Here is a 12,901-nt window from a genome sequence, read left to right as displayed (position 1 = left end):
GGCTACGATGATTAACTGATGTAACCGATCAGATCGTAACTTCCTGATTTAGTTCCATCGAATTACGCAACAAAGCCAAAGTTACCTGACGTACAATTAAATTCTTGCCACTTAGCTCCTATTAAAATTAGGGCTGTTTTGTACATGAGTTGGAGACTTGCGGCAACAAGTAACGTCATTAAGTCGTAAAGAATATACCTATTACACTTAAACGGCGGTTAATAGTGCTGATTGTTACTTTAGTATTTCTGATATATCACTTTTTAAGTGACGGCTTAACTTCTACAGAATATTTCCACATCACGCTCCCGTTTTCTACAAGATCATAACTCGCGCTTTGACCCTCGGAGTTGAGTACAAATACCGGCATTTCCATCCTTGACGTAGCGCCATCTCGGTTGCATGACATGGTAGCTTCAAGTTGTATGCTATTTTTGCTCGGTTCTGAAAGGGTTCCTAAGTACGTGCAGCCGTCGACAAAACTGGTTTTGCTTTTTCCTTTAGAGGATATTTCAAAAGTCGGAAAAATGAATGTTGATTGAGGCTCTGTTACTACCACATTGACTTGATAGTTCGTCGCTGAAAAAGCATTGAAATGAGCTCCAAGCATAAGTAAGAACAAGATTTTTGATTTCATAAACTCTTCTTTATTTCGATATTACTAGTTTGGTTACGGCGCTATTAACGTGACCACTTAATCTAAAACTTTACTGCGGAAGCATTAAAAAGGATACAAAGGTAGAGTAGTTGAATATGGTTAATCGGCCGTAAATAGTTTTATTAAGCGATTTTACATACCTAAAAGAGGTAAGTTCTTTCGCTTTTGATAGGTTAATGCTAATTCTAAACAGGTCTTGATTGAAGCTTCTGGCAAAGGTGCTGATAAAGATAGAATTATTGCTCGATTACCCTGAAACTCAAGTGAGTCACTATACAGTTCGCGGAATGTGTCGACGAGCTTAGTTTGGCAATTAAAGAACAGATAATAACGACTAGGCGTTTTCTGTTTCCAATCCATCCTTACCGGGCTACCTGTTTTCACACTGTAGCTTGGCTCTCCCCATTTTAGAGATTCTTCAACTTCCCCCAGTTTTAATTCAGAAGCGATAGTTAAGACGGTATTTCGTAGCTCTTCTATCCGAATACGCACATGTTTTGGATACTCATCAAATCTTGCCTTCACTGCATGGTTCATTGGTATCTCCTATAAATAGCGTTGTTTTGGGGTGAAGCCCAAGCGTACTTTGGCTATGTAGCAATTACGTCATAATGTTATTAATCAATAAATCTAGCACATAGCCAAATAAGCGTAAGGGTTTCCCTCGGTTACGTTTAGGATGCTCTGGGTGAAAACATGATGATTGACATGCCAAGCATAGCGATAGAAACCCCCACTATGTCCCAGAGCGTTGGTCGAACGCCGTCGATACACCACAACCATAGAATTGCGACAAAAATATAGACACCTCCGTAAGCAGCATAAACTCTGCCAGTTGCGGTAGGATGTAAAGATAGAAGCCAAGCAAACATAGCAAGACACAGCGCTGCTGGTACCAAAAGCCAAACTGACTTATCTTCCTTTAACCAGAGATAAGGTAAGTAGCAGCCTAATATTTCTGCAATGGCGGTTATAAAGAAAAGCCCAATGGTTTTGACTTCAGTCACTTAAACATTCCTATCTTTATCTACAAATATATGATGCTGGTTAAATGGGCAATTGCTCAGCTCATTACATTTCGCCCAGCTTAATCTTGGATTGAGCCTCACTCACGGTTTGTTTACCGAATAACAAATCCATCATCGAAATGATTCGTTTGTTGTCTTTACCCCATTTATCTGGATTCGCGCTGTTTGGTGCTTTAAATTCAACTTGTCCTACTTTTTCGTTATTTTTGTAGGCTTTGATCTGAGCATCAGCGATAAATGTTCTAAAATCCCAGCTCCAGCGTGATACGTAAGTAAGTGTCAGCTCAGAGCTAACAGGAGGAGTGCCGTCGCTTACGACTGTGCATTTATGGGCGGTATCCAAACACCAGTCTTGCATCGAATCTAAGAAAACATCTCGCGTGGCGTTGTCTTTTACGATGGTGATTTCCTTGCTCTGATTTTCTTTCGAGATTGTTTCTACCGTATACTTTGGTGCCGCACATGCGGCTAATAGAATAGGCAAGCTTAGAATGATGAGTTTTTTGTGCATCTTATGTCTCTTTTTTAAATTTATATATTCAAACAACTTCAAGATACTGAGTTCAACGAGAATAACTAACAAGCATGGCAACAGTTATTAACAAAACCTTTAGAGTCGAAGGGTTTGTTTCGGGAGTATGCCAATGTCTCGAAGCAAAATAATTAGTAAGAGATTGCTATAGCGTTATGTTAACTCTTGAACTTATGTCCGTATCAATGTTCAGAATTCTTCGCATTGAAGTTTTTGAAGTGCAATTCTAACGGAATTTTAAATTGCTGCATAATGCTCAATTAAGAGGAATAGGGGAGCTTATCGTTAAACATAACGTGTAGTTCTGTAAATTGCCCCCTAAGACTAAGCTAAAAGGGCCTAATGTTTTAAAATAGCTTCTTGTCTATTCTGTTGTGTGAGTTTTCAATGTTGTCTCATACTAGCCACTTAAAAGAGCGCTGTAAGAACTTGTCTGCATTATCAAGGACGATTTCACCGTGAGCCATAACCAATATATTAGGTTTCCAAGACAGCAGTTTATTTAAGTGTTTTCGAGCCTCTCGTTTGCTAAACATAAAACTTAGGCGCCAATCCAAAGGCATTTTTCCATTCGGAGCAAGAATACCGGCCCCTTTAGCCACAAACCGCTGCCAGTAGTTAAAGTCCTGGCCAGAAAAATTCTCGACGAGGTCAGTAACAATTAAGGTCTTTGAAAGTCGATGATAAAACACACACTCTTCCATTAATGGAGAGCCAGAAAATAGTTCTTGTTCAACCTCAGAGTTCCAAGCATTACCGCCTTGGTTAAGTGAAGCGTGAAAGTGTATATCACGGCACTTCTTGATGACTTCATCTGTGCCATAAACTTCTGCGCTAGGATAGGCAAATACCCATTCAGATAAGAACAAGTGGTGTAAATGATTAGGAGCGATTAAGTATTTCACTTGGCCTAGATTGTTGATTTGCTCTCTAATCGAATTTGATAACTTAATTGGACTATGAACCCAAAGGCCACCATCAGAAAGCCTAACAATAGTCATACGAGTGGTGTATGGGAGTCCTAAGAATTGGACGGGATCTCCGTCAAATATCCATATCTCTTGGGCTAACTTTTTCATGTCTCTCCAACCGTTAACACTGTATTAAGGCGGCATTTAAGTTACTCAAAAGCTGCCTTGTTGCACAATAAACGCTTCGCTAAGCGTAAACCAAAAATATTAGGTTTACCAAACCCTTATTGAGTGCAGCTGTACATCTTTGAGTATTTTTATACTGAACGAACGTAAAGTAGTTTTAAGAGGATCATTTGACTTGATAGAACAAAACCCCGCTATTTTTGAGCAGGGTTTTGCAATTAGATAAAGGGGCTAACCGATGATGAAGAAGAAAATCGCGGTTGCAACAATACCAATCAACGCATAAGGAAACTGTGTGGTTGCGTGTTGCATTGCTGTACAGCCCGAACCTTGTGCAGATAACACGGTTGAGTCACTAAAGAAACAAGAGTGGCTCCCTGCCGCTGATGCTGAAAGCAGCGCTGCAACGGTTAAGTGTAGAGGCACACCAAGCTGTTCGCCCAAAGGTAGAACAATTGGCATCGCTACTGCAAACGTTCCCCAAGACGATGCCGTTGCAAATACCAACGCGCCCGTAATCATAAAGATAATCGCCGGGAAGTAAGACGCTGACAGGTAAGGGCTGACGGTCTCAATGACATACTGCGTGACGCCCAATGAGTCGTTGACCGATTTCAACATGAAACCACCAATAACGGTCGCAAGCGGCAGTAGCATAACCTTAATGCCATCATAAACAGCTTCGAACATGTCGTTCATCGAGATCAGTTTTTGTGCGCCGTAAAAGCTAATAGTAAAGATTAACGCGACGAAAACACCAGCAAGTAGATCGATACCAAAATACCAACTTGCGGCAACAAGTACGATCATTGGTAACAAGAAGTTGACAAGGCCCATGGTTGGGTTGGTATGTGCAGATACATCGGGACCAAAGTCGACATCTGTTGCACCGTCAGGACGAACTTGACCATTCTTCGCACGCTTTTCTGCCTTTTTCATCGCACCTAGATCTGGGATCTTTTCCATTGCAACCAGCAAAACAATCACCAGCGTTACCCAGCCGTAAGCCATGTATGGAATAGCTTCAATGTATGCTTTGATACCATCTCCCGCTTCTGCTACTCCGTTTGCTTCTAGCAACGAACTGAAGAAAATTGCCCAAGTGGAAATCGGTACGAGGATACAGATAGGCGCGGCGGTTGAATCCACAAGATATGAGAGCTTTTCACGCGAGATTTGGTAGCCGTCCGTAACTTTTTTCATTGAGGAAGAAATTGCAATCGCATTCAAATAATCGTCGATAAAGATCAGAATACCTAAAGCAAAGGTCATCAGCATCGATTGCTTACGGCTTTTTACTTTCGTGACCAGCATGTCGGAGAAGCTTAAGATACTGCCGCCTTTCTCCAAAATAGCAATTAGGCCGCCCATCAAACCACAAACGAGGATGATCCAAGCAATAGTTTCATCCATCATTACACTCATGGAAATATCAACAATCTGTTCCACCGCTTCAGTTGGGTTAAGCAGAAGAACACCGGCAATAGCGCCGCTAAAGAGGGCTTCCACAGTTCGGTGTGTTGTCAGCGCAAAGACCAATACCAACGCCGTTGGTAAAAGACTCATCCATCCGTAGGCTTCGCCTTCCTCATGGTTCAAACCGATTGTGGTAAAAAAGACAAACGTCGCAACCGAGATTAAAGAAACAATAATGTGTTGAGAGTTGATTTTAAGAGGCGCATCCAGCGCCTTGGTCTGCGTAGTCATAAAGTTCATTTCCTTTGTTTATGCCGAGTGCAACATCCAGTCGATTTCCAATGGAGTAATCGCTCGCTCAAATTCTGCGAGTTCACTCTGTTTGCAAGCTAGATACAAATCGATAAAATCTCTTGAGATGTATTGAGCCAGCTCACTGTGCTCCAGTCGCTCTAGAGCTTCTGACATACGCAGAGGTAACTCAATTGCATCATCACTGAGAGTCGGTGGACATTGATCTTTGGTGTAGCTTTCACTCGCTAATACTGCGGAAAGTACTACTGCAGCGAGAATGTATGGGTTAACGTCAGCGCCTGCTATACGATGCTCTATACGGCGATTTTTGCTATCGCTGATAGGCACACGCAACGCAACACCGCGGTGGTTTTCTCCCCAATCGGCTTTGGTTGGGACGTAAGCGCCAGGAACAAAGCGACGGTAAGAGTTAACGTTAGGACAGATTAGGGCCATGGCATCGGATGTTTGTGACAGCATCGCTGCCATGGTTTGATAGAAGAAGGCGCTCGCTTGACCGTCTGGTTGGCTAAAGTGGTTGTTACCATCTGTATCAACCAAGCTGAGGTGAATGTGCATGCCATTACCCGCTTGCTCACTAAAAGGTTTCGCCATAAATGTGGCGTCAAATCCGTGCTGATGAGCGACCTGGCGAATCAAGCGTTTTGCGATGATGATTTCATCACATGCTCGAAGCACATCTTTAGAATGGTTGAAGTTGATTTCGAACTGCCCTGGTGCCGATTCAGATAGGGCTCCGGAAGTGTTTAAACCTTGTTCTAATGCAATTCGATTAAGGTCGGCCAAGAAATCAGCGTAGTCATCTAGTCCATCAAGGTCGTAAACCTCGGTATCTTTTTCTCGAGTTTTTTTCGTGGGGTTAATTGCCGTTAATGGTTCGCCATTTTCGCCGCGGGTTTTGTCTATTAAATAGAACTCCAGCTCGAGCGCGACGCAAGGATATTGGTCTTTAGCATGCAGTGTTTGCAATATAGAAGCGAGAATGTTTCGGATGAACAGTGGGTTAGGGTGCTGCCCGGTTTCATCCATCATACTAAGCAGTAGCTGACCAACTTGTTCTTTTGCCGTCGGCATTAAGGTGCCGCTGATTGGATAGCAGAGATTATCTGGTTCTCCGAGATCTTCTCCCAACCCGGCTGTTTCAACGACGTTACCTTTGGTATCTAGGGTGATGGTCGAAAGGGGGAGGGCAACACCTTTATTCAGTTTTTCTAGAGCATCTATCGGGATGCGTTTTCCTCTTGGGGTGGCATTTATATCGGTAAAGATGAGATCGATAAATTCAATATCGGGCCATTTTTGTTTAAAATTTTTTACTTCCTGTAGATACGATTCCATTTTCTTCTCCAAATAGCCTGACGAGTAGAAATTAGAAATAACCAAATTAACAAATAAATTACAGTACTCTGAGCGAGTTGTTTGTTTTTTAGGTTATTTTTAATTTAAACATGCGCTTACACTGTGTTTTTGATGTTTAACGGCTGGTTTTTATGTCTTTCTGTTAACTATTTTGTAACAGTTGGTTTTGTTTTGTTCAATATAATGAGCATAAATATTCAGTTTTGAAGCCTAAAAAGTGCGTCAGATCACGTTGTGACGATAATAATGGTCATCTGTGTTGATAATTTTGTACATGGTTTGTAGGGTTTGTGTTAAATAAATTGAACACGGACATATCATGGCAGATACACACAAACCCATCATTGGTGTGGTTAGCTGCGCTAAAGAGTTGGGTGGCTATCAGATACAAGCGGTCAACGACTTTTACCTTCGCGCCATAAAGGATTTTGGAGGACTACCGATTATGTTGGCTCCCGACATGTCGGGCGATGACGTAACCACCATCCTAGACATATGTGATGGTTTTCTTTTTCCTGGCAGCCACTCTAACGTTGCGCCACATCGATACAATGCAACGCACGAAGAGAGCTACAAAGATGAAGCTCGTGATGAGCTCTCATTCACGTTAATTCGTCATGCGGTTGACCAAAACATTCCGTGCCTTGGTATTTGCCGCGGCTTTCAAGAGATGAATGTCGCACTTGGTGGCTCGTTAAACCCAGCCGTTCATGACTCCGGCTTCAATGACCATCGTGAAGCGCCTGTTGAAGATTTCGAACAAAAATACGCGCCAGCACACGCTGTACTAGTTCAAAAGCAGAGCTTATTTGAACAATGGCTGGTGCAAAATCATTGGGAAAATACCACCTTCTTTGAAGTGAACACACTACACAACCAAGGCGTCGATCAGCTTGCTCCTCTATTACAAGTAGAAGCTAAAGCCCCGGATGGCTTGGTAGAAGCATTTAGTCTTCCTAATCAAAAATTTTTCGTTGGCGTGCAGTGGCACCCAGAATGGGAAGCAAAAACCAATCATTTCTCTCAAATTTTGTTCAATGAATTTATGATGGCTACCTCTCGTTAAACGTTTGGAGCTGTATGAATGGACAATCAAGAGATTGGTAAAAATATTGTTCAGTTACGAAAAAAACATGGATTGTCACAAAGGGAACTAGCCGAGCGCGCAGGTATTACCCACAGTGCAATCTCATCCATTGAAAATGGCAAAGTGAGCCCGTCGGTCAGCTCACTACAAAAAATCGTTAATGTATTTTCTTTATCGTTATCAGAGTTTTTCACTTTTGAACAACCTTCGAACGATGAAGTGAAAGTAGTCATCAAGCCGTCAGATCTTGTGGAAATCGGGAGCGAGACGGTGTCCATGAAACTGGTAACGAATGGTGACAAAGATCAAGTCATCGGATTCTTGATCGAGGAATACGCACCTTATGGAACCACTGGTGCGGCAGAAATCAAACACGAAGGCGAAGAGATTGGCACCGTATTAGAGGGTGAAATCACTCTGGAATATAAAGGGCAATCTCATGTCATAACAGCGGGCGAGTCGTACATTATTGATACGACGAAGCCCCATCGATTTACTAATCACACAGACAAGGCTTGTCGAATGATAAGTGCGCATACGCCAACCACATTTTAGTGGGGGCTTGCCTTGTGTGATCACAAGGAGAGCGTATGAAAACCCAAGAGCAATGGATTGAACTAAAAAACAATCTAAACATCGAAAACAGGGCGTACATTAACGGTGAATACAGTGCCGCTTTAACAGGGCAAACCATCCCGGTAGTTAACCCAGCAACAGATGAGATATTCACCGAAATCGCCCGTTGCCAAAATGAAGATGTTGATCTCGCGGTTTCATACGCTCGCCAAGCATTTCAATCCGGTCAGTGGAGCGAGAGCAGCCCAGCTCATCGCAAAGCAGTGCTTAAACAGTTTGCTGACTTGATTGATCAAAACCAAGAAGAATTGGCTCTGCTAGAAACGCTTGATACCGGTAAGCCTATTTCTCACAGCTTCTCTACCGATATTCCTGGTGCGGCGAGTGCATTACGCTGGTACGCAGAAGCAATCGACAAAGTATACGGCGAAGTTGCCCCAACCGAAAAAGATGTACACGCTTTTATTTCTCATCAACCAATTGGTGTGGTTGCTGCGGTTGTACCGTGGAACTTCCCACTTTGGCTTGCGTGCTGGAAGCTTGGCCCTGCTTTAGCGGCTGGTAATAGCGTGATTCTAAAACCGTCAGAAAAATCTTCTCTCACCGCGATATTCCTAGGTCAACTTGCTTCTCAAGCGGGCTTACCAACAGGCGTTTTCCAAGTCGTTACGGGTTTTGGTCATGAAGCTGGCGACGCGCTGGCGAAACACCAAGACGTAGACTGCATCGCCTTCACAGGCTCGACGCGCATTGCAGGTCAACTGATGGTCAGATCGGGTGAGAGCAACCTAAAGCGTGTGTTTGCAGAAGCGGGCGGCAAGAACGCGAACATCGTGTTTGAAGATTGTGATGATTTAGACCGCGCAGCAGCAGACACCGCCGCAGGGTGTTTCTACAACCAAGGTGAGGTGTGCGTCGCGGCAACCCGCCTGCTTGTTCACGAAAGCATCAAAGATCAGTTTATAGAAAAAGTTATTCAAGCGTCGAAAGCGTTCACGCCAAAAGACCCAATGGACCCAAGTTCATCCATGGGTGCACTCATCGACCAAGATCATAAATCAAAAGTATTGGAATACATCTCGTTAGGTGAATCAGAAGGTGCAAACGTACGTTGTGGCGGTGATGTCGATGGGCAGGGCGCATTTGTTTCCCCAACCATTTTAGACAACGTCGACAACAAGATGCGTGTCGCCAAAGAGGAAATTTTTGGTCCGGTGCTGTGTGTCATTCCATTCAAAGATGAAGCGCAAGCAATTGAGATCGCTAACGATTCGAAGTACGGCTTAGGCGCGGCACTCTGGAGCAGCAATATCAACCGCGTTCATCGCGTAGCAAAACGACTGCAAGCCGGCTCGGTTTGGGTCAACAACTACAACGAAGGTGATATGACGGTCCCATTTGGCGGATTCAAAATGAGCGGAAATGGTCGAGACAAGTCTCTCCACGCGATTGCAAAATTCACCGAAACCAAAACCACTTGGATTCACCTCCATCCTTAAGCCTGCTGACGATTACGATAAATAAAGGAATAGTTCTATGAACAAGCATACGGATTCGTTCTACGCGCACTCTGTGCCAAACATGCCGGAATACCCACAACTGCAAGACAACATCGAGTGCGATGTGTGTGTAGTCGGTGCGGGATTCTCTGGTCTTTCTTCTGCACTACACCTTGCAGAAAAAGGTTTTAAAGTTGTTGTGCTAGAAAGCGCAAAAGTGGGCTTTGGAGCAACTGGTCGTAACGGTGGCCAAATCGTTAACAGCTACAGCCGAGATGTTGACGTGATTGAAAGCCGTTACGACCAAAACCAAGCCAAAGCTCTGTGCGATATGATTTTTGAAGGCGGCGATATCATCCGTGGCCTGATTGACAAATACGACATCAACTGTGATTACAAGCAAGGTGGCTTGTTCACGGCACTGAACAGTAAACAACTCAAAGGGCTAGAAGAACATAAGAAGAACTGGGAGCGTTACGGCAACGACCAACTGACTCTGCTTGACGCAGGAGAGGTAGAACAAGCGGTAGGCACTAAAGTATACACTGGCGGCTTACTGGATATGCGCGGTGGTCACATTCACCCGCTTAAACTGGCATTGGGTGAAGCTGCTGCGTTTACGTCTCTAGGTGGTCAAATCTTTGAGCAGTCGGCGGTCGTGTCGATTGACAAAGGGATTAACCCAGTAGTGAAAACGGCGAAAGGCAGCGTGAAGAGCAAGTACGTGGTACTGGCAGGTAACGCCTACCTTGGTGGTTTGGCACCAAACATCAGCAACAAAGCGATTCCGTGTGGCACACAAGTGGTGGCGACTCAGCCTTTGAGTGATGAGCAGCTAAAACAAGTGCTGACCAGTGACTACTGCGTTGAGGACTGTAACTACTTGCTTGACTACTTCCGCTTAACCGCCGACAAGCGTTTGTTGTTCGGAGGTGGCGTGGTTTACGGCGCACGTGACCCAGAAAACATTGAAGCATTGATTCGTCCGAAGATGGAGAAAGTCTTCCCACAATTGAAAGGCATCAAGATTGATTACACCTGGACAGGTAACTTCTTGCTGACTTACTCACGCATGCCGCAATTTGGCTCGTTTGCAGACAACATTTACTACCTACAAGGCTACAGCGGTCACGGTGTAACGTGTACTCACCTAGCAGGTAAGTTGCTGGCCGAAGCTCTGACCGGACACGCAGAACGCTTTGACGCGTTTGCTGCACTGAAACATTACTCCTTCCCGGGGGGCCGCCACTTCCAAATTCCGTTTACGGCAATGGGCGCGGCTTACTATAACCTACGTGACAAACTGGCGATTTAAGAGATAAGGAATATCCAATGAGCAAAGTAGTGAAATTTGCAGCCCTTCAACTGACGAAAAGCTGGGATCTGGAAGATAACTTAGCCAAAGCAAAAAATGCGATTCGTGAAGCAGCACAAAACGGTGCGAACGTGATTCTTCCTCAAGAGCTGTTCGCCGCACCTTACTTCTGCAAAAAACAAGAAGCGAAGTATTTCGAGCTTGCAGAAGAAACGGAGAATTGTCGTCTTATTAAAGAGATGAGTGCGTTGGCTAAAGAGCTCGGCGTGGTGATTCCTGTCAGCTACTTTGAAAAAGCGGGCAATACGTTTTTTAACTCGCTAGTAATGATAGATGCCGATGGCACGGTACTAGATAACTACCGCAAGTCACACATTCCTGATGGCCCGGGCTACAGCGAAAAGTACTATTTTAGCCCTGGCGATACCGGTTTCAAAGTGTGGCAAACCAAGTTCGGTAAGTTCGGTGCTGGCATTTGTTGGGACCAATGGTTCCCAGAGCTTGCGCGCAGCTTGGCTCTGCACGGCGCGGAAGCGATTTTTTACCCAACTGCAATCGGTTCTGAGCCTCAAGATCCGACACTGGATTCACGTGACCACTGGCAACGTACAATGCAAGGTCACTCGGCAGCAAACCTCGTTCCAGTGATTGCGTCAAACCGAGTGGGCACTGAAGTCGATGATGGTATCGAGACGACGTTCTATGGCTCTTCTTTTATCACTGACCACACTGGTGCAAAAATTGCCGAAGCACCGCGTGAAGGTGAAACCATCATTTACGCAGAAATCGACCTCGCTACGACAGCGAAAGCGCGTCACGCGTGGGGCTTGTTCCGCGACCGTCGTCCAGACCTTTACACCAGCGTTGGCAAACTAGCCGTTTAAAGAGGCGTTAAAATGAAGTTATCGACAACACCAGCGCAAGATGGCTTCTATTTTCCGGCTGAGTTTCAGCCGGTTAGTGAAGTTTGGCTAGCGTGGCCAGAAAGGAAAGACAACTGGCGTGATGACGCATTACCCGCGCAAGAAACCTTTGCCAGAATCGCGAACTTAATCGCGGATGTGACCAATGTGTGCGTGGCGGTATGCTCGCACAACTTTGACCGAGCGCGTCAAATGCTCCACTCAGACGTACGTTTGGTGGAAATCCCATTTAACGATGCGTGGATGCGCGATATCGGGCCGACCGTGCTTGTTAACCGAGCGGGCGAGCGCCGTGGGATTAGTTGGCAATTCAACGCGTGGGGCGGCGAATACAACGGGCTTTACGACAACTGGCAGCAGGACGATCTTGTCGCTGGCTCGGTGTGCGACATCATCGGTATTGATTATTACCGCGCACCGTTTGTACTTGAAGGTGGGGCGATTCACACCGATGGTGAAGGCACCCTTTACACCACAGAAGAGTGCTTACTTAGTCCGGGGCGAAATCCACAGTTGAGCAAAGCGCAAATTGAAGAGCAGTTAAAGGCGTATCTCGGTATCGAAAAAGTCATTTGGTTGCCAAATGGTTTATTCAATGACGAAACAGACGGCCATGTTGACAACCTGATGCACGTTATCGCTCCGGGTAAGGTGGTACTGAGTTGGACCGATGACCCAAGTGATCCGCAATACGCGTTATCTCGTCAAGCGGAACAAGTACTGAAATCTCAGCACGATGCGAAAGGGCGCAATATTGAAATTGTCCGTTTGCCATTACCGGGTCCGTTGCATTACAGCGAGCGCGAAGCCAATGGCATTGACGCCAGTTCGGGAATGAGTCGACAAGCTGGCGAACGCCTAAGTGCCTCTTATGCGAACTTTCTTATCGTCAACGAGCATGTGTTCTTGCCGATGCTGGACGAAGAGACCGACGCTATGGCGATCGATATTTTGCAAAACGCGATGCCGGAATACCAAATCATCGCGATACCGTCGAGAGAGGTTCTACTCGGCGGAGGGAACATTCACTGTATTACGCAGCAGATCCCTGCTTAAACATAAACTCGCCGCTGGCTTAGCGGCGATGATGAGTTGT

General features: G+C 45.1%; 13 protein-coding genes. 6 read left to right on the top strand and 7 right to left on the bottom strand.

Annotated features, from left to right (window positions below):
• Positions 1-256: 256 nt before the first annotated feature.
• The 7 genes from R7O12_RS14725 to R7O12_RS14695 all read right to left on the bottom strand — a co-directional run bounded on the left by R7O12_RS14725 (position 257) and on the right by R7O12_RS14695 (position 6,384).
• Positions 257-637 (bottom strand): hypothetical protein, encoded by a 381-nt coding sequence (locus R7O12_RS14725; RefSeq protein ID WP_171343235.1) that lies wholly within the window; start codon positions 635-637, stop codon positions 257-259.
• Positions 638-790: 153 nt separating this feature from the next.
• Entirely contained in the window at positions 791-1,195 is a 405-nt protein-coding gene (locus R7O12_RS14720; protein ID WP_171343234.1) for a DUF1801 domain-containing protein, read from the bottom strand.
• Positions 1,196-1,332: 137 nt separating this feature from the next.
• Positions 1,333-1,665, bottom strand: coding sequence for a YnfA family protein (locus R7O12_RS14715; RefSeq protein WP_171343233.1), 333 nt, complete (start codon positions 1,663-1,665; stop codon positions 1,333-1,335).
• 64 nt (positions 1,666-1,729) lie between these two features.
• Positions 1,730-2,197: an Sbal_3080 family lipoprotein gene (locus R7O12_RS14710; protein ID WP_005385757.1), complete on the bottom strand. Its 468-nt coding sequence runs from the start codon at positions 2,195-2,197 to the stop codon at positions 1,730-1,732.
• Between the two features lie 416 nt (positions 2,198-2,613).
• On the bottom strand, positions 2,614-3,297 hold the full coding sequence (locus R7O12_RS14705) for a DUF4336 domain-containing protein (RefSeq protein ID WP_318126078.1): 684 nt from the start codon (positions 3,295-3,297) through the stop codon (positions 2,614-2,616).
• A 249-nt stretch (positions 3,298-3,546) separates the two neighbouring features.
• Complete coding sequence (locus R7O12_RS14700) at positions 3,547-5,022, bottom strand: Na+/H+ antiporter NhaC family protein (RefSeq protein WP_005377816.1); 1,476 nt, start codon at positions 5,020-5,022, stop codon at positions 3,547-3,549.
• Positions 5,023-5,040: 18 nt separating this feature from the next.
• Positions 5,041-6,384, bottom strand: coding sequence for a glutamine synthetase family protein (locus R7O12_RS14695; RefSeq protein WP_053306915.1), 1,344 nt, complete (start codon positions 6,382-6,384; stop codon positions 5,041-5,043).
• Between the two features lie 340 nt (positions 6,385-6,724).
• On the opposite strand from R7O12_RS14695, the gene R7O12_RS14690 reads away from it, so the two are divergent.
• The 6 genes from R7O12_RS14690 to aguA are packed head-to-tail and all read left to right on the top strand — an operon-like array spanning position 6,725 to position 12,861.
• On the top strand, positions 6,725-7,471 hold the full coding sequence (locus R7O12_RS14690; protein ID WP_005377814.1) for a gamma-glutamyl-gamma-aminobutyrate hydrolase family protein: 747 nt from the start codon (positions 6,725-6,727) through the stop codon (positions 7,469-7,471).
• Positions 7,472-7,489: 18 nt separating this feature from the next.
• Positions 7,490-8,047: an HTH-type transcriptional regulator PuuR gene (gene puuR / locus R7O12_RS14685; protein ID WP_005377813.1), complete on the top strand. Its 558-nt coding sequence runs from the start codon at positions 7,490-7,492 to the stop codon at positions 8,045-8,047.
• Positions 8,048-8,082: 35 nt separating this feature from the next.
• Complete coding sequence (locus tag R7O12_RS14680; RefSeq protein WP_318126076.1) at positions 8,083-9,567, top strand: aldehyde dehydrogenase; 1,485 nt, start codon at positions 8,083-8,085, stop codon at positions 9,565-9,567.
• 37 nt (positions 9,568-9,604) lie between these two features.
• Positions 9,605-10,882, top strand: a complete 1,278-nt coding sequence (locus tag R7O12_RS14675) for an NAD(P)/FAD-dependent oxidoreductase (RefSeq protein WP_025766732.1) — start codon at positions 9,605-9,607, stop codon at positions 10,880-10,882.
• Between the two features lie 17 nt (positions 10,883-10,899).
• Positions 10,900-11,766 carry an N-carbamoylputrescine amidase gene (aguB, locus tag R7O12_RS14670; protein WP_318126075.1) on the top strand — a complete coding sequence of 289 codons (867 nt, stop codon included), beginning with the start codon at positions 10,900-10,902 and terminating at the stop codon, positions 11,764-11,766.
• 12 nt (positions 11,767-11,778) lie between these two features.
• Positions 11,779-12,861, top strand: coding sequence for an agmatine deiminase (gene aguA, locus R7O12_RS14665; RefSeq protein WP_054574097.1), 1,083 nt, complete (start codon positions 11,779-11,781; stop codon positions 12,859-12,861).
• Positions 12,862-12,901 lie beyond the last annotated feature (40 nt).

The organism is Vibrio sp. Vb1574 (assembly GCF_033338675.1).
The sequence above is the reverse complement of the archived record's forward strand: the minus strand, read 5'-3'. Positions and strand labels throughout refer to the sequence as shown.